General features: G+C 69.8%; 18 protein-coding genes. 7 read left to right on the top strand and 11 right to left on the bottom strand.

Annotated features, from left to right (window positions below):
• Window positions 1–5: 5 nt before the first annotated feature.
• Both HAV40_RS13640 and HAV40_RS13635 read right to left on the bottom strand, forming a co-directional pair.
• Window positions 6–215 (bottom strand): BldC family transcriptional regulator, encoded by a 210-nt coding sequence (locus HAV40_RS13640; protein ID WP_020522548.1) that lies wholly within the window; start codon window positions 213–215, stop codon window positions 6–8.
• Window positions 216–432: 217 nt separating this feature from the next.
• Window positions 433–1260: a DUF8083 family protein gene (locus HAV40_RS13635; protein WP_166381332.1), complete on the bottom strand. Its 828-nt coding sequence runs from the start codon at window positions 1258–1260 to the stop codon at window positions 433–435.
• A 180-nt stretch (window positions 1261–1440) separates the two neighbouring features.
• On the opposite strand from HAV40_RS13635, the gene HAV40_RS13630 reads away from it, so the two are divergent.
• On the top strand, window positions 1441–2502 hold the full coding sequence (locus HAV40_RS13630; RefSeq protein WP_166381331.1) for a Glu/Leu/Phe/Val family dehydrogenase: 1062 nt from the start codon (window positions 1441–1443) through the stop codon (window positions 2500–2502).
• A 319-nt stretch (window positions 2503–2821) separates the two neighbouring features.
• Window positions 2822–3070 carry a DUF3073 domain-containing protein gene (locus HAV40_RS13625; protein ID WP_166381330.1) on the top strand — a complete coding sequence of 83 codons (249 nt, stop codon included), beginning with the start codon at window positions 2822–2824 and terminating at the stop codon, window positions 3068–3070.
• Between the two features lie 20 nt (window positions 3071–3090).
• Here the strand turns inward: HAV40_RS13625 and amcA are convergent, their stop codons facing one another.
• From amcA to HAV40_RS13610, 3 genes are all read right to left on the bottom strand, one after another.
• Window positions 3091–3285 (bottom strand): multiple cyclophane-containing RiPP AmcA, encoded by a 195-nt coding sequence (gene amcA, locus HAV40_RS13620; RefSeq protein ID WP_166381329.1) that lies wholly within the window; start codon window positions 3283–3285, stop codon window positions 3091–3093.
• A complete protein-coding gene (amcB, locus tag HAV40_RS13615) occupies window positions 3257–4357 on the bottom strand; it encodes a cyclophane-forming radical SAM peptide maturase AmcB (protein WP_166381491.1) in 1101 nt (366 codons plus the stop codon). Before amcB ends, amcA begins: the two co-directional genes overlap by 29 nt.
• Window positions 4358–4516: 159 nt before the next feature.
• Window positions 4517–6493 carry a carboxypeptidase-like regulatory domain-containing protein gene (locus HAV40_RS13610; RefSeq protein WP_166381328.1) on the bottom strand — a complete coding sequence of 659 codons (1977 nt, stop codon included), beginning with the start codon at window positions 6491–6493 and terminating at the stop codon, window positions 4517–4519.
• A 203-nt stretch (window positions 6494–6696) separates the two neighbouring features.
• On the opposite strand from HAV40_RS13610, the gene HAV40_RS13605 reads away from it, so the two are divergent.
• The 3 genes from HAV40_RS13605 (at window position 6697) to purM (ending at window position 9973) form a co-directional block, all read left to right on the top strand.
• Window positions 6697–7053 (top strand): sterol carrier family protein, encoded by a 357-nt coding sequence (locus HAV40_RS13605; RefSeq protein WP_166381327.1) that lies wholly within the window; start codon window positions 6697–6699, stop codon window positions 7051–7053.
• Between the two features lie 192 nt (window positions 7054–7245).
• Entirely contained in the window at window positions 7246–8766 is a 1521-nt protein-coding gene (gene purF, locus HAV40_RS13600; RefSeq protein ID WP_166381326.1) for an amidophosphoribosyltransferase, read from the top strand.
• Between the two features lie 64 nt (window positions 8767–8830).
• Window positions 8831–9973, top strand: coding sequence for a phosphoribosylformylglycinamidine cyclo-ligase (gene purM / locus HAV40_RS13595; RefSeq protein WP_166381325.1), 1143 nt, complete (start codon window positions 8831–8833; stop codon window positions 9971–9973).
• A 205-nt stretch (window positions 9974–10178) separates the two neighbouring features.
• Here the strand turns inward: purM and HAV40_RS13590 are convergent, their stop codons facing one another.
• Both HAV40_RS13590 and HAV40_RS13585 read right to left on the bottom strand, forming a co-directional pair.
• Window positions 10179–11054 (bottom strand): transketolase family protein, encoded by an 876-nt coding sequence (locus HAV40_RS13590; protein ID WP_166381324.1) that lies wholly within the window; start codon window positions 11052–11054, stop codon window positions 10179–10181.
• Window positions 11055–11056: 2 nt separating this feature from the next.
• On the bottom strand, window positions 11057–11734 hold the full coding sequence (locus tag HAV40_RS13585) for a transketolase (protein ID WP_166381323.1): 678 nt from the start codon (window positions 11732–11734) through the stop codon (window positions 11057–11059).
• A gap of 50 nt (window positions 11735–11784) precedes the next feature.
• Between HAV40_RS13585 and soxR the strand changes: the two genes are divergently transcribed.
• Both soxR and HAV40_RS13575 read left to right on the top strand, forming a co-directional pair.
• Window positions 11785–12222, top strand: a complete 438-nt coding sequence (gene soxR, locus HAV40_RS13580; RefSeq protein WP_166381322.1) for a redox-sensitive transcriptional activator SoxR — start codon at window positions 11785–11787, stop codon at window positions 12220–12222.
• 59 nt (window positions 12223–12281) lie between these two features.
• Entirely contained in the window at window positions 12282–12938 is a 657-nt protein-coding gene (locus tag HAV40_RS13575) for a transglycosylase domain-containing protein (protein ID WP_166381321.1), read from the top strand.
• 76 nt (window positions 12939–13014) lie between these two features.
• On the opposite strand, the gene purL is transcribed toward HAV40_RS13575, so the two are convergent.
• From purL to HAV40_RS13555, 4 genes are all read right to left on the bottom strand, one after another.
• A complete protein-coding gene (gene purL / locus HAV40_RS13570) occupies window positions 13015–15468 on the bottom strand; it encodes a phosphoribosylformylglycinamidine synthase subunit PurL (RefSeq protein ID WP_166381320.1) in 2454 nt (817 codons plus the stop codon).
• A complete protein-coding gene (purQ, locus tag HAV40_RS13565; protein WP_166381319.1) occupies window positions 15465–16151 on the bottom strand; it encodes a phosphoribosylformylglycinamidine synthase subunit PurQ in 687 nt (228 codons plus the stop codon). The genes purL and purQ overlap by 4 nt, the downstream gene beginning before the upstream one ends.
• Entirely contained in the window at window positions 16148–16390 is a 243-nt protein-coding gene (purS, locus tag HAV40_RS13560; RefSeq protein WP_120317757.1) for a phosphoribosylformylglycinamidine synthase subunit PurS, read from the bottom strand. Before purS ends, purQ begins: the two co-directional genes overlap by 4 nt.
• Window positions 16391–16509: 119 nt before the next feature.
• Window positions 16510–17112 carry a TMEM165/GDT1 family protein gene (locus HAV40_RS13555; RefSeq protein WP_166381318.1) on the bottom strand — a complete coding sequence of 201 codons (603 nt, stop codon included), beginning with the start codon at window positions 17110–17112 and terminating at the stop codon, window positions 16510–16512.
• Window positions 17113–17236 lie beyond the last annotated feature (124 nt).

The raw sequence follows: 17236 nt of genomic DNA, 5'->3' as shown, positions 1-17236 counted from the left end.
GCAGCTCAGTCGCCCTGACGCTGGTGCGGGATCTGACCCTGGAGCAGAGCGCGCACCTCCGACTCACGGTAGCGACGGTGGCCGCCCAGCGTGCGAATCGCACTGAGCTTGCCCGCCTTGGCCCACCGGGTCACCGTCTTCGGGTCGACGCGGAACATCGATGCGACCTCTGCCGGGGTGAGCAGGGGTTCTGGTTCGTGCGTACGCGACGCCATGCGGTCTCCTCCACAAGTACCTATAGACGTAGGCCGGGGTCCCGCCGGCCAACGCGCTACCCATAGTCCGGCTAGTCCCCGATGTCCGACATGGGCCGAACGGGTGAAGGTCCGTGGATGGACGGATGATGAATGAACGACATGTCTGCTTTTAGCGGATGAAGACAGTAATTTCATAGCTTTCGATCACTACACGTGACCTGAAAACTACTCAGTGTCAGTTGCTGCGTTCCATCAGCTGGATCGCCCGCCACCGCTGCACCAGCTGCTCGTACGCCGCCGTGGCCGCGTCGCCGTCCTCGCGCTCCAGCCCGGCCAGACCCGTCGCGACCAGCTCGACGGAGTCGTCGTCACGCAGCGCGTCCTCGGACAGCAGCCCGGTCAGGCCGCCGTAGTCCAGCTCGACGACCGAGCCCGGGTGGAACGACTCCAGCCAGCGGGCGGTCTCCCGCAGCGAGTCGGTGATGGGCACGTCGCCCAGGGTCCGGCGCAGCACGCGCAGCCCCTTGTGGGCCCGCTGGCGGGCCTTGCCGATCTCGGTGCGGTAGCGCAGCACCCGGCGGGTCGGCTCCAGCACCAGGTCGCGCTCCGCCGGCGAGACCAGCACGAACCAGCGCAACGGCACGCCCCAGGTGGCGACCTGCTCGTGCATGCGGTCCTCGGCCCGGGTCTGCTCGACCACGGTCTGTGCCAGGTCCACCAGCACCGGCGGCACGAACGCGTCGGCCAGCACCTGCGGCACCCCGTCACGCGCCTGCAGCGCCGCCTCGGCCACCCGCACCCGCAGGTTCCACGGGCAGACCAGGGTCACGTCGGTCTGGCCGGTCAGCCCCTGCATGACATACGCCTCATCGGGCAGGTCCGGCAGCCGCGACCAGCCCGCGCCGAGCGCCTCGAGCACCGTCGCGCGCTGGCGGCCGGGCCCGTCGGACACCCCGACGGCCCGCCCCTCGTCGACGTATCGACGCCAGAATCGTTCACGTTCCGGCGCGAACGCGGTGAGCGGCTCGTAGACCCTCAGGTACGCGGCGAACTGTGACGGCACCTCGCGATCCTCCCACGATTAGGCTGTCAGCGGGAGCGTCGCTACCGCGGCGTGGCCCGACCCCTCGGCGGATGGCGGGGAGTCGGCCGGCGAGCTGTCACTCGCCGGCGGCGCGCCGTGGTCCGCGAGACCGAGCAGGATGACCTCACAAGGGCCATCGACGTCACCTTGGAGCCAGCAGTGGGCGTATTCACCGACGGCAGTCACGAACAGGTCGTGTTCTGCCAGGACCGGGCCAGCGGCCTGAAAGCGATCATCGGCATCTACTCGACCGCGCTGGGGCCCGCCCTGGGCGGCACGCGCTTCTACCCGTACGCGTCGGAGGAGGAGGCCCTGCACGACGTGCTGGACCTGTCCCGCGGCATGGCGTACAAGAACGCCCTCGCCGGGCTCGACCTGGGCGGCGGCAAGGCCGTCATCTGGGGCGACCCGGACCAGATCAAGTCCGAGCAGCTGCTGCGCGCGTACGGCCGCTTCGTGCAGTCCCTCGGCGGGCGCTACTACACCGCCTGCGACGTCGGCACGTACGTGCAGGACATGGACGTGGTGGCCCGGGAGACGCAGTTCGTCACCGGCCGCAGCGTGGAGTACGGCGGCGCCGGCGACTCCTCCATCCTGACCGCCTGGGGCGTCTTCCAGGGCATGCGCGCCGCGGCCGAGCACCGCTGGGGCACCCCGTCGCTCAAGGGCAGGCGGGTCGGCGTGGCGGGCCTGGGCAAGGTCGGCAAGTACCTGGTCGCGCACCTGGTCGAGGACGGCGCGGAGGTCGTGGCCACCGATGTCAGCCCGAAGGCCCTGGAGTGGGCGCAGGCGACGTACCCGCAGGTGAGCCTGGTGGCCGACGCCACCGCGCTGATCACCAGCGACATCGACGTCTACGCGCCCTGCGCGCTGGGCGGCGCGCTCAACGACGACACCGTGCCCGCGCTGCGGGCCCAGATCGTCGCGGGCGCGGCCAACAACCAGCTCGCCCACACCGGCATCGAGAAGCTGCTGCTCGACCGCGGCATCCTGTACGCACCCGACTACCTGGTCAACTCGGGCGGTGTGATCCAGGTCGCGGACGAGATCGACGGCTTCAACTTCGACCGGGCCAAGCTGCGCGCCACCAAGATCTACGACACGACCAAGCGGATTCTGCAGCTCGCGGACACCGAGGGCATCTCGCCGGCCACCGCCGCCGACCGCCTCGCCGAGCAGCGCATGGCCGAGGTCGGCCGCCTGCGCACCATCCGGATCTAGCGCCACGCCCGGATCTAGATCATTCAAGTTGCCTGGCAATCGTGCGTATCTTGAGCAGTCATTCGCCCGATTGCCAGGCAACTTCCGCGATCAAGGACGCGTTCCGGCGCTGGTCGCGCGGCTGGGGCGTTATTACTGGGGCGCGAATTAGTCCTTACCAGTAATAAAACGGACAGGTTCCGATGTGCTGCCAGACACCCGGTAACCCGAGATGCCGAAGTGGCCTCCTCCCATGTACCGTATGACCCACGAGAGATGTCTGACGTCATCGGGGCCCGCCTTCGGGTAGCCCCGTCATTCATGTGCGAGGGGGTCGGCCATGGGGCGCGGCCGAGCTAAGGCCAAGCAGACTAAGGTGGCCCGGGAGTTGAAGTACCACTCCCCGAACACCGACCTCGCCGCCTTGCAGCGCGAGCTTGCCGGTAGCGAGCTCAGCAGCGGCAGCGGCAGTGCTGTTGTCGAGGAACAGCCGGACGACGACGAGCCGGACCCGTACGACCCGTACGGGAACTATGCCGTCGACGACGACGATGACGACGACGGTAAGGACTGGACTCCCCGCCGCTGACTTCCTGAACGACGGCCGCCTCAGCGTGGCCGGTTGTTCCAGTTGAAGAACGTCGGGATGTTCTCGAAGTGGTTCCAGGCGCAGACAGCACTGCTGTCTGCGCCTGGCACTTCGCTTCGGGCCAGTCGGGCGAGCCGGGCCTCCTCCAGCAGGGGAGCCAGTTCGCCACGCGCGTCGCGGATCCGGTCAGCCACTCGTTCCAGCGAGTCGGACATGGTCGAGCACTCCCTCCAGTAGGTTGATCTTGCTGTTGCGGCAGTGCTCGGTCTCCGTGCCGTCGAACCTTCCGTGCTCGAAGTACCTGTTGGCGGCGTGCCCGCCACCGCAGAAGCCGAAGTACGGGCAGGTGTCGCGGCAGGCCTCGACCCCGCTGAGGAACTCCGGCACCCAGCTGGTGCGCCCCGGCTCGGCCAGCAGCCGCGACAGCGGCGTGCGCAACACGTTGCCGCTGCTGAAGTCGCCGTGCACCGGATCGTGGAACCCGGCCAGCTCCGGCGAGAGCAGCACCACCGCGCCGTCGTGCCCGACGGTCGGAATCGGGTCCAGCTCCCGCGGCAGCAGGTCGCCGGACGTGCCGTCGAGCACCGCGCCGACATAGCGCAGACTCCACTCCAGCTCGCGGACGTGGATCCGCGGATCGGCCCGCCACGCCGCGACCAGCTCGGCCCAGAAGGCCCGCACCGCATCCGGGTCATGGGAGTTGGGACGTTCGTTGACGCCCTCCCGCTCCTCGATGTTGATGCCGAGCGTGTCACAGCCCAGCTCGAGGAAGTACTCGTACAGCCGGGACGCCACGCCCGGCCGCGGATCCCCCACCACACACAGCGCGGCGAAAGGCTGCCCGTGCCGGCGCAGCGCCGCGATCCCCCGCACGATCCGGTCGTACGCGGGCCGCCCCGCCCGCGAGATCCGCTGCCCGTTGAGGTCCCCGGGCCCGTCCACGCTCACGCTCACCCGCACCCGCCGGGCGGCGAAGAACTCGCACCAGGCGTCGTCCAGCAGCGTCGCGTTGGTCTGCACGTGCTGCTCCACGCCAGGGTCGAACGGGGCCATCAGCGCCGCCAGGTGCTCCCTGCCGGCCGCCAGCGGCTCACCTCCGTGCCAGACCACGGAGAAGCGCTCGCGGGCCGCCCAGAGGTTCGCGTCGGCGGCCACCGCCCGCGCCACCTCCACCGGCATCCGGCGGTCCTGGGCGCGCAGGGGCAGGTAGCAGTAGACGCAGTCCAGGTTGCACAGGGTCGTGGGCTGCATCACCACATAAGCCGGCACGCGCGATACCCCGCGCATGCCGTTGACGGTGGTCACCCCACCATTCCAGCAAACCTCCCCGCCCCCTGTCTCCCCTCCCGCGCCCGGTGCGCACCGACACGCCGGGGGAGGTGTCCCGCACACGCAGACGCCCCCCGGGATTCCCGGGGGGCGTCTGTTCGTCACGAGGGCCGTGGCTCAGTCGTCGAGCCAGTCGAGACGGCGGTTGTCGCGGTTGCTGCGGCGGTCGTCGTTGTAACCGCTGCCCTGCTGGCCGTAACCGCCCTGCTGCTGGCCGTACGGGTCCTGCTGGCCGTAGCCGCTCGCCGGAGGCGTGCCGTACGGGTCCTGCTGCTGGCCGTAGCCCGGCTGCTGGCCGTACGGGTCCTGCTGGCCGTAGCCCGGCTGCTGCTGGCCGCCGCTGTATCCGCCACCGGACTGGGGCGCGCCGTACGGGTCCTGCTGGCCGTATGCCGGCTGCTGGCCGTACTGCTCCTGCCCGTATCCCGGCTGCTGCTGCTGCCCGTACCCGCCGGGCTGCTGCTGGCCGTAGGCGCTACCGCCGGACGTCGGGCCCGCGTAGTGCGTGGGCTCGTCGTACTGGCCCTGGTAGCCCTGCTGCTGCTGGCCGTAGCCCGGCTGCTGGCCGTACTGCTCCTGGCCGTACGCCGGCTGCTCCTGGCCGTACGCCGGCTGCTGCTGACCGTAGCCCGCCTGCTGGCCGTAGCCCTGGTCGTAGCTGGGCTGACCGCCGCTGTAGCCAGAGGTCGGGGTCGTCGAGCCGTAGGCGTCGGACGGGGAGCCGTAGCCGCTGGTCGGCGCGGGGTTGCCGTAGCCGGACGTCGGGGCGGGGCTGCCGTAGCCCGACGTCGGGGCCGGGCTGCCGTAGCCGCTGGTGGGCGCCGGGCTGCCGTAGCCGCTGGTCGGTGCGACCGGGGAGCCGCCGTAGCCGCCGCCCGCCTGGGCGTCGTAGCCGCCGTACTGCTGGGTCGGCTGGGCGGGGGAGCCGTAGCCGCCGTACTGCTGCGTCGGCTGGGCCGGGGCACCGTAGGGCTGCTGCGGGCCGCGCTGCGCGGGCACGCCGCCGTACTCGCCGGGACGGTGCATCACCGTCGCGTCCGAGGCACCCGGGCGGGCCACCATCGTCGGGTCGGCGGGGCGGCCGTAGGCGGCGCCACCGCCGTAGGCACCGGCTCCGGCACCCGCGCGAACGGGCTGCTGGGCGGGACGCACCGGACGGCCGCGCACCGGCTCGTCGTCATCGTCGTCGTCATCATCGTCATCGTCGTCGTCATCGCCGCCACGCTTCATCACGAGCAGCACGATCGCGCCGATGCCCAGCGCGACCAGCAGGCCACCCAGGATGATCATGACCCAGGTCATCGTGCCGAGACCCTCGTCCTCCGAGTTGGAGGCCGCATCCGTGGTCACGGTTTCACCGCTGGTGTCGCTGGACTCCTCGGCGAGCGGGCTCTCCTCCGGCGGAGGCGATCCCAGGCTCGGCGAGGCGCTGGCCGCAGTCGGGTCGACCATCGAGACGTTGACGTCAGCTTTGGACTGCCCGTTGTTCAGGGTCACCGACACGGACTTCAGCGTGTACGGGTCCTTGCTGACGGTCACGACGATCAAGCCTGGCCCAATCGGGCCGAGCTTGGCAGGGTCGAACAGGAAGGTGCCGGCTGAGCCCGTCGTCTTGGTCGGGAACTCCTTGCCGTCGCCATCAGACAGTTGCACGATGGCACCGCTGATCGGGTCGCCGGTCTTCTGGTCGCGTACCACGCCGGAGATCTTCCCGGTCGTCTCGGCCTGCTGCACGCGCTCGGCCACGGTGATCTGCATGTTCGCGGTCAGCGAGCCGACCTTGACCGTCGCCGATGACGAACCGATCGCGGCGTTCGAGGCAGCCTTCAACTTGATCGCCCGGGTCACCGAATTGCCCTTGGTGACGCTGAACTGCGCGCTGCAGCCAGAGGAGCAGACAACACCGCTGGGCAGGTTCTCCAGCTTGATGTCGACGTTGTTGAGGTCGACGTCTTCCGCCGCCGTGCCGACCGCGATCGTGACGTTCGCCGCCTTCTCCGCGCCGCCCGCCTCGACGGATACGCCAGCCGCGGAGACCGTGGTCGCCGCCAAAGCAGGAGCGGAGACGCCGACGAGAGTGCCGAGTGACACCATCGCTACCACTCCGACGCGTGCCAACCAGGACCGTCGCTGGGTAGTCACGGCCACCGCCTTCCAAGCTCCTCGATATCCCACAGCGATCGGGGTGTGGGGGGCGCTGCGGGAATACACCGACCGCAACTATGCCTTGCGAAGCAAGGGTTGCGCGACCCAGGGCCGAGACAAAGTGAGTGGAAGTCATCTTGTATCGTCCGCTTATGTCCCCCTCGCCGGAAATCTCCCCCGCCGTGACGGCGGCTCTGGACTGCCTGGCCACCGGCCAGACTCCGGAACGTTTGACGCTCCGCGATGCGGTTAGGGCACTGTTGGCACATCTTGCGGCCACGGCTCCTGGCCGTTCGGTGGAGGTGCGCATTCCCCCTTATGGCGCGATTCAGTGCGTCGCGGGGCCCACGCACACCAGAGGCACGCCCCCGAACCTCGTCGAAACGGACCCGGTGACGTTCCTGCTACTCGCCGCAGGCCGAGTGGAATGGGTCACCGCCGTCGCGGATGGGCGGATTCGGGCCAGCGGTATCAGGTCCGATATCAGTTCACTTTTCCCTATTGTCTAGTGACCATCGACGGGCAGTCGGCATTCCGTCACGTAGCACACACTCCGGCCACCGAGGTGGCCGCCCTGCCGGGTCACGTACACTGAGCTGCGGCGGCGATCGCCGCCGGACGCCGACACACACCACCGATGCCGGCTCACTGAGCAGGGCATCTAGGCAGCTACTGAAGCGACAAGCGCAAGGAGCAACAGGGTGCCCCGAGGCGACGGCCGGTTGAGCCACGAACTCGACCCCCACCGGCCAGGCCCGCAAGACGCATGCGGCGTCTTCGGTGTCTGGGCTCCTGGTGAAGAGGTTGCCAAGCTCACCTACTTCGGCCTGTACGCGCTGCAGCACCGCGGCCAGGAGGCCGCCGGGATCGCGGTGAGCGACGGATCCGGCGTGGTGGTCTACAAGGACGTCGGTCTGGTCGCCCAGGTCTTCGACGAGCCGACGCTGGCCAGCCTGCGCGGGCACCTCGCCATCGGGCATGCGCGCTACTCGACCACCGGCGACTCGACCTGGGAGAACTCTCAGCCCACGCTGCAGTCGACCACCTCGGGCACCACGATCGCACTGGCCCACAACGGCAACCTGGTCAACACCGCCGACCTGGCCCGCCGCGCCGCCGAGCTCGGCATGGACAGCCGCGGCTCCACCAACGACACGACCCTGGTGACGATGCTGCTGGCCGGTCACCCGGACCTGTCCGTCGAGGCCGCCGCGATGAAGGTGCTGCCGACCGTCGAGGGCGCTTTCAGCTTCGTCTTCATGGACGAGAACACCCTCTACGCCGCCCGCGACCACCACGGCGTACGCCCCCTGGTGCTGGGCCGCCTGGAGCGCGGCTGGGTCGTCGCCAGCGAGCAGGCCGCCCTCGACATCGTCGGCGCGTCCGTGGTCCGCGAGGTCGAACCCGGCGAACTGATCGCCATCGACGAGTACGGTCTGCGCTCCTCGCGCTTCGCCGCCCCGGACCCCAAGGGCTGCCTGTTCGAGTACGTCTACCTGGCCCGCCCCGACGCGACCATCAACGGCCGCAACATGTACTCGACCCGGGTGGAGATCGGCCGCCGGCTGGCCGCCGAGCACCCGGTCGACGCCGATCTGGTCATCCCCGTGCCCGAGTCGGGCACGCCGGGCGCGATCGGCTACGCCGAGGCCTCCGGCATCCCGTACGGCCAGGGCTTCATGAAGAACGCCTACGTGGGCCGCACCTTCATCCAGCCGTCGCAGACCATCCGCGCGCTGGGCGTACGCCTCAAATTGAACCCACTGCGCGACAACGTGCGGGGCAAGCGCCTCGTCGTGGTCGACGACTCCATCGTGCGCGGCACCACGCAGCGCGCCATCGTGCGCATGCTGCGCGAGGCGGGCGCGCTGGAGGTGCACGTGCGCATCTCCTCTCCGCCGGTGAAGTGGCCGTGTTTCTACGGCATCGACTTCGCGACCGGCGCCGAACTGCTGGCCAACGGCATGGACATGGAGGGCATCCGCCGCTCCATCGGTGCCGACTCGCTCGGCTACGTGTCGCTCGAAGGCCTCATCTCGGCCACCGAGCAGCCGAAGAACCGCCTGTGCCGGGCCTGTTTCGACGGCGAATACCCGATCAAGCTGCCGGCCAGCAACCTGATCGGAAAACACGTGCTCGAAGGGGTCGGCCGCCGGGTCGGGTCCGAGGAGCTCAGCGGCGACCAGGCCTCAGCTCCGACGACGGAACTGAGCCGGTCCTAGTACCACTCGTCACGGCACCGCGACCCTTCCCAGAGCGGTGCCGCGCACCAAGAGGAGAAATACCGTGACGCACGTGACCGAGCGCCCCGTATCCGGGCAACCGGAGAACGGAGACCGTCAGCTGTGGACGGCGGAGGGCAGCACCAACCGCCGCCGCACCGTCACCTACGCCGACGCGGGCGTGTCCATCCACGCCGGCGACAAGGCCGTGGAGATGCTGAAGGACAAGGTCGCGCGTACGCACCGGCCGGAGGTGCTGGGCGGGCTCGGCGGATTCTCCGGCCTGTTCAAGCTCGACACCTCCAAGTACCGCAGCCCGGTGCTGGCCTCCTCCACCGACGGCGTGGGCACCAAGCTGGCCATCGCGCAGCAGATGAACATCCACGACACGGTCGGCATCGACCTGGTCGCGATGGTCGTCGACGACCTGGTCGCGTGCGGCGCGGAGCCGCTGTTCCTGCTCGACTACATCGCCTGCGGCGAGGTCGTCCCGGACCGGATCGCCGAGATCGGCGCGGGCATCGCCGACGGCTGCCGCTACGCCGGATGCGCGCTGCTGGGCGGCGAGACCGCCGAGCACCCCGGCCTGATGCGCCCGGACGAGTACGACCTGTCGGCCAACGGCGTCGGCGTCGTCGAGGAGGACATGATCCTCGGTGCCGAGCGGGTGCAGCCCGGTGACGTCGTCATCGCCATGCGCTCGTCCGGCCTGCACTCCAACGGCTACTCGCTGGTCCGCCACGTGCTGCTCGGCCAGGCTCGCCTGAAGCTCGACTCGGTCATCGAGGATCTGGGCGACCAGCGCACCCTCGGCGAGGAACTGCTGACGCCCACCAAGATCTACGCCAAGGACTGCCTGAGCCTGATCGCCGAGTGCGAGGTCCACGCCCTGGTCCACGTCACCGGCGGCGGCATCCCCGGCAACCTGGTCCGCGTACTCCCGAAGCACCTCGACGCGACGGTGAACCGGTCGACCTGGGCCCCGCAGCCCATCTTCGACCTGATCCAGCGCAAGGGCCGCATCGACCAGCACGACCTGGAGTCGACCTTCAACATGGGCGTCGGCATGTTCGCCGTCGTCTCGGCCGCCGACGCCGACCGCGCGATGGCCCTGCTCACCGGCCGTGGTGTCGAGTGCTGGCACGTCGGCGACATCATCGAGGGCACCGGCCAGGTCCACATGCTCGGCTCCCACACCCGCGGCTGACAGACCGCAGCACCACTCTCCACCAAGATCGCGACGATCCAGCGCCAGCTGGGGGACGGCCACCGGCCCCGCCAGCCTCCCGCACTGGACGTCGCGATCTTGTTGGGCGGGGATGATCGCCGTTTGCGGTCAGAACCTGCGCTCAGACCTCACTTTTCGTCCGCAAACAGCGATCTCCACCGCTGGCGCCTACCCACCCGGTGGGTCAGGGGAGCCAGGTGGTCAGGGAGGTGCGGAGGGTGGTGGGGTCGAGGCCGTGTTGGCGGGCGTGGTCGGCGGGGGTGCCGTAGGAGTGCAGGTCGCGGCGGGTCACGCCGAGGCTGAGCAGGCGGTGGGGGCGGTCGGCCAGGGCTGCGGAGACCACGTGGGCGGAAGTGCCCGCGAGGTAGGGCTCGATCAGGGCGATGTTCCCCGAGACGGCCAGTTCGCGCAGGCCGGTGGTGTCGAAGGGGCGCGGGGTGTGGGTGTACGCCACCGTGACGTCGAGGCCACGGGTTGCTTCGAGGACCGGGGCGAGCATCGGGCCGACTGCCACGACCAGGGCCTTCGTGCCGTGGCGTACGGGGCGGAGCAGGCCCGCGTCGGCGTACGCGATGTCGTTGGCCTGGGTCGACAGGCGCAGGTAGACGGGGTCGTCGTGGGCGGTGGCCGTGGTGAGGAGCGAGGCGACCTCGCCGGGGTGGCCGGGCACGTGCACGGTCCAGCCGGGCAGGGTGTCGATGAGCTGCACGTCCATCGGTGACATGTGGGTGTAGCCGGCGGACGAGCCGTCGTAGGAGGCGCCCACGCTGACCAGGATCGCGCCGACGCCCTGGTGGGCAAGGTCGAGCTTGATCTGCTCGTACGCCCGGTCGATCAGGAAGGTGGCATAGCTGTGGGCGATGGGGCGCAAGCCGGTCAGCGCCAGCCCGCCCGCGACGCCGATCATCAGCTGCTCGCGGATGCCGACGTTGAGCACCCGGTCGGGGTGCTTGAGCGCCGTCTGCTCGAATGCCGCCGCCGAGATGTCGGCCAGCACCAGCGCGGTGCGCGGGTCCTGTTCGATCAGCGCACTCGCCGTGTCGATGAACGCCTGCCTCATGATCAGCTCCCCTTCGTCTCGACGACCGCCACGACCACGTGCGGCGCGCCTTCTGCTGCCTGCTTCAGCCCGGCCTCGACGGCGTCGTGGTCGCGCCCGTCGACGGTGACCGCGGTCCACCCGTGCACCGCGAACCGGGACGCGATCCCGCCCGGCCAGCCGTGGGACGCGCTCCGGTTGTCGATCACCACGGCCGTGATCGTGTCCAGCCCGGTGGCACCCGCGTAGGCGATGGCTTCGTGGTTGCTGCCCTCGTCGAGTTCGGCGTCACCGAGCAGGACGTACACCCGCGGCTCCAGGCGGCCCTGGGCGCGCAGCCCGAGCGCGGTGCCCACGCCCAGGCCCAGCCCGTGCCCGAGGGAACCCGAGCTGATCTCCACGCCGGGCACCCGCAGCCGGTCGGGGTGGTGCCCGAGCGGGCTGTCCGCCCCGGCCAGGTCGTCGAGCCAGTCGTGCGGCAGGAAGCCCTTGGCCGCCAGCACCGCGTAGTAGGCGGCCGGGCCGTGTCCCTTGGAGAGCAGGAAGCGGTCCCGGTCGGGGTCGTCGGGGCGGTGCGGGTCGACCCGCAGTACCCGGTCGTAGAGGACCCAGAGCACGTCGAGGGTGGAGAACGCGCTGGGCGCGTGCTTCTCGTCCCCCGTCAACCGCGTGAGCAGCGGCATAACCTCAAGCACCGTCATGGGAGTAGCCTGCAAGTTCAAGTGCGCTTGAACTCAAGTCCGGGGGATCGGTGAAAACAGCGACACTCACCATCGGCGAGCTGTCCGCCCGCAGCGGCGTCGCGCCGTCGGCGCTGCGCTTCTACGAGGAGCGCGGGCTGATCCACTCCACCCGTACCAGCGGCAACCAGCGCCGATACGAGCGCGGCGAGCTGCGGCGCGTGTCGTTCATCCGGATCGCCCAGCAGGTCGGCGTGTCCCTGGAACGCATCCGGGACGCGCTGAAGGAACTGCCCGAGGGGCGTACGCCCACCAAGGCCGACTGGACCCGGCTGTCCGCCCGCTGGCGCTCCGATCTCGACGAACGGATCGCGCTGATGCAGCGCCTGCGCGACACCCTCGACGGGTGCATCGGCTGCGGCTGCCTGTCCCTGCAGTCGTGCCGCCTCTACAACCCGGGCGACGACCTCGCCGCCCAGGGCCCCGGCCCGCGCAAACTGCTGGGCTGAGCGCCGTCGGGAGTCGTTTCCGGACGGCGGACAGTCATCGATGCGTTTAACGTATCGGAATGACCCTTGTCGAACTCCCGAAGTCCGCGGCAGCCGCCATGCCACCCTCGTCGCAGCGTGGGCTGCATCGGCTGGTGGCGGCCGTGGTCGCGGTCGTGCTCGTGTCGGGCGTCGGCTTCGGGTTCTCCGAGTACTACTACGCGAGCGTGCCCATCCCCCGGGAGACCGCGGGTGCCACACAGGTCCGGGCAGACAACCTGCGACCCGGCGTCGCCAATGCGATCGTGGCCGCCGTCGACCCGGCCTTCTACGGGTCGTCTGACGAGATCATCTGGCCGTCGTCGCAGCTCACCAAGCGTTACACCGTGGTCGCGACGGGGGCCTCCTGGGAGAACCTGGACGGCTGGCGGGTACGCGTCGGCGCGCACAAGCTCGAAGGCTGGTACACGAAGGCCCAGCTGCTCGACTTCTATCTCAACACCGCGTATTTCGGGGAATCCGCCGTCGGCATCGCCGATGCCGCGATGCTGTACTTCGGCAAGCATCCGCGCGACCTCACGATCCCCGAAGCGGCTGTGCTGGCAGCGCACCTGGACGCGGTCTCCGGAGACGTGCAGGCGGTCGCGAACCGTGTGCTCGACACCATGGTCGAACGCGGCTGGCTGAGTGCCAACGAACGGACCGGGCTGGTGTTGCCGAACACGATCTCGCGGTGAACGTGTGCCGAGACGAAACGGGTGCCGCTTCCGCTGTGGACAGCGGACGCGGCACCCGGATCGGGATGAGCGGTGATCAGCCTTCGGTACGCCGTTCCTCGGCGTCCTCGGCCGACGGCTCCAGCGTCTCCACGACCACGGTCTCGGTGACCTCGACGACCTGCTCGCCTGTCAAGGTCTCGGCGACCGCCACGGTCTCGATCAGGGTCACCGACTCGACGGCCGGTGCGGTGGCCGCGCCCGGCTCGTTCGCGCCGAAGATTCGCGGCAGGGTGCCGGAGAAGGCGTCGCGCAGCTCGCGCTGCGTCACCGTGAAGCGGCCCGCCTCGCCGTGGCCGATGACCGTCAGGTCCGCGCCCTCGTCGTCGACCTGGCCCAGGATGGTGGCCGGCAGCTCGTGCTCGGCGAGCAGCGACTCGAACGCCTGGCGGTGACCGACCGGTACGGCGATCAGCACCCGGCCCGCCGACTCGCTGAACAGCGAGACGAACGGCTCGATGTCGACCGGCAGGGTCACCGTCGCGCCCATGCCCTTGCGCAGGACCGACTCGACCAGCGTCTGCCCCAGGCCGCCGTCGGACAGGTCGTGCGCCGAGCGGACCAGGCCGGTCTCGGCGGCCCGCTGCATGAAGCTGGCGATGGCCTGCTCACGGGCGAAGTCGACCTTCGGCGGGCGGCCGCCGAGGTGCTGGTGCGCGACCCAGGCCCACTCGGAGCCGGACAGCTCCAGGCTGGTCTCGCCGAGCAGGACGAGCACGTCACCGGTGTGGCTGAAGCCCATCGGGATGCGCTGCGCCGTGTTCTCCAGCACGCCGAGCACGCCCACGACCGGGGTCGGGTGGATCGCCACCGCGCCGGTCTGGTTGTAGAAGCTGACGTTGCCGCCGGTCACCGGGATGCCCAGCTCCTGGCAGCCGTCGGCGATGCCGCGTACGGCCTCGGCGAACTGCCACATGACCGACGGGTCCTCCGGCGAGCCGAAGTTGAGGCAGTCGGTCACCGCGACCGGCTCGGCGCCGGTGACGGCGACGTTGCGGTACGCCTCGGCCAGGGCCAGCTTCGCGCCCTCGTACGGGTCGAGGCGGGCGAAGCGGGAGTTGCAGTCCAGCGACAGCGCGACGCCGAGGCCGGTCTCCTCGTCGAGGCGGACGATGCCGGAGTCCTCGGGCTGGGCCAGCACGGTGTTGCCCAGCACGTAGCGGTCGTACTGCTCGGTGACCCAGCTCCGGTCGCACAGGTTCGGCGACGCGGCGAGCTTGAGTAGCGTGTCCTTGAGCTGGAAGTCGTGGTGCGGGCGGGGCAGCGTCTCGGCGCGGTCGGCTTGCAGCAGGATCAGGTCGGCGGGCTCGCGCAGCGGCCGGGCGTACACCGGGCCGTCGTCGGCGAGGCTGCCCGGCGGCACGTCGACCACGGTCTCGCCGTGGAAGGTGATCCGGACCCGGCCGGTGTCGGTGACGACGCCGATCGGGGTCGCGATGACGCCCCACAGCTGGGCGATGCCGAGCACCGCGTCGAGCTTGCCCGGCTCCACGATGAAGAGCATGCGCTCCTGCGACTCGCTGGCCAGGATCTCGTGCGGCTCCATCGAGGCCTCACGCAGGTGGACCTTCTCCAGCTGGATGTCCATGCCGGTGCCCGCCGAGGCGGCGGTCTCGGTCAGCGCGCAGGTCAGGCCCGCGCCGCCGAGGTCCTGCACACCGACGATCAGCTTCGCGGCGTACAGCTCCAGGCAGGATTCGATGAGCAGCTTCTCCATGAACGGGTCGCCGACCTGCACGCTCGGGCGGCGCTGCTGCGACTCGTCGTCGAAGGTAGCGCTGGCCAGCACCGACACGCCGCCGATGCCGTCGCGGCCGGTCTTAGCGCCCATCAGCACGACGATGTTGCCGGGGCCGTCGGCCTCCTTGCGCTGCAGGCCGTCGACCGGGAGCACGCCCAGGCTGAGCGCGTTGACCAGCGGGTTGCCCTGGTAGCACTCGTCGAAGAAGACCTCGCCGCCGACGTTGGGCAGGCCCAGGCAGTTGCCGTAGCCGCCGACGCCCGCGACGACGCCCGGCAGCACCCGCTGGGTGTCCGGGTGGTCGGCCGCGCCGAAGCGCAGCGAGTCCATCACCAGGATCGGGCGGGCGCCCATGGCGAGGATGTCGCGCACGATGCCGCCGACACCGGTCGCCGCGCCCTGGTAGGGCTCGACGAACGACGGGTGGTTGTGCGACTCGACCTTGAAGGTGACCGCGATCTTCTCGTTGATCTGGATGACACCGGCGTTCTCGCCGATGCCTGCCAGCATCCGGTCTGACGGCGGGGCCTTCTCGCCGAACTGGCGCAGGTGCACCTTGCTCGACTTGTACGAGCAGTGCTCGCTCCACATGATCGAGTACATCGCCAGCTCGGACTGGGTCGGCCGGCGGCCCAGGATCTGCCTGATGCGCTGGTACTCGTCGTCCTTGAGGCCCAGCTCCAGGTAGGGCTGCAGCTCGTCCGGCGTCGCCTCGGCGTTCTTCACCGAGTCGATGGTGATGTCGTTCATGCTGCCGCCTTAGCGTCGGCCAGGTGCTTCAGCACCGACGAGAAGAATCCGAGGCCGTCCAGCGACGGGCCGGTCAGCGCCTCGACCGCGTGCTCCGGGTGGGGCATGATGCCCAGCACGTTGCCGGCCTCGTTGCGGATCGCCGCGATGTCGCGGCTCGAACCGTTCGGGTTGCCGCGGATGTAGCGCGCGACGATCTGGCCGCCCGCCTCCAGCTCGTCCAGCGTGCGCCGGTCGGCGACGTAGCAGCCCTCGCCGTTCTTCACCGGGATCAGGATCTCCTGCCCCTCGGTGAAGTGGTTCGTCCACGCCGTCGAGGAGTTCTCCACCCGCAGCCACTGGTCGCGGTTGCGGAAGTGCAGGTGCTGGTTGCGGGTCAGCGCGCCGGGCAGCAGGTGGGCCTCGCAGAGGATCTGGAAGCCGTTGCAGATGCCCAGGACCGGCATGCCCCCGCGGGCCGCGTCGGCGATCGTCTCCATCACCGGCGCGAACCGGGCGATCGCGCCGCAGCGCAGATAGTCACCGTAGGAGAAGCCGCCCGGGAGCACCACGGCGTCGACGCCGTGCAGGTCCGGGTCGGCGTGCCAGAGCCGTACGACCTCGGCTCCGGAGATGCGTGCGGCACGGGCCGCGTCCCCGTCGTCCAGCGAACCGGGGAAGGTCACCACACCGATCTTGCTCATGCTGCTTCGACTACCCGGATCTCGTAGTCCTCGATGACCGGGTTGGCGAGGAGCTTGTCCGCGATCTCGCGAGCCCTCTCCAGGTCGGCATCTCCAGCGAAATCGATCTCCACACGACGACCGATGCGCACTGAGGCGACGTCATTGACGCCAAGGCGGGGCAGCGCGTTCGCGACGGCCTGCCCCTGCGGGTCGAGGATCTCGGGCTTAAGCATGACGTCAACCACGACGCGAGCCACGGGGAAACTCCTGACTTTTTTCTATGTCTGCCTGTCCGCCACGGGCATGCACAGATTACCGGTCGGCTGATTCGCCCCTTGTTCAGGGGAGCGTCAAAAGCATCAGGAGTCGGCTGCTTTCACAGAGCTGAGAGCAAGGTCACGACCGCTAGGACGCTGCAGACCCCCGCGCCGACGTAACGGATGACTGCCAGCTTCACCCGTTTCAACAGCCATCGACCCAGGAGCACCGCGAGTCCGGAAACCGTCGCCAGACCGAGCCAGCCGCCCAGAAAAGTCGGCAGCATCGGCCGCCCGCTGGCCACCAGGCCCGCCAACAGCAGTTGTGACAGATCGCCCCATTCGGCGGTGAACAGCACCGCGAAGCTGGCCGCCGCGGCCCGCCAGCCCCGCTTCGGCTCGACGGCCTTGGCCTCGAACGCGGCCTCCTGCTCCTGCTCCTCGGCGTCGGCCTTCTTCGCGCCCCGGGCCAGGACGAACGCCCCGACCGCGAACAGCAGCGCGGCCACCAGCTGCACCGGACGGGTCGGCAGTCTGGTCAGCAGGGTGCCGAAGGCCACCGCGATCGCGCACTGCACCCCGAACGCCGCGACCACCCCGAGCCACGTCGGCAGCGGCCGGTAGCGGGTGCTCAGCACGAGCGTCGCCACGAACGTCTTGTCCGGCAGCTCGACCGGCACGATCGCGACGTACGCCACCAGCAACGCCGTAAGGAACTCCACCCGCCGATCCTCCCAGCTCACCGGGTGCCGGGGTGGCCTGCCGGGGATGATCGCCGTTTGAGGTCAGAACCCTGCGCCCGACCTCACCTTTCGACCTCAAACAGCGATCTTCGCGGGCACCTCA

The organism is Catellatospora methionotrophica (assembly GCF_011297335.1).
Lineage (GTDB): Bacteria > Actinomycetota > Actinomycetes > Mycobacteriales > Micromonosporaceae > Catellatospora > Catellatospora methionotrophica.
Note: the sequence above shows the minus strand (reverse complement) of the source record. Positions and strands in the feature narration are given on the sequence as shown.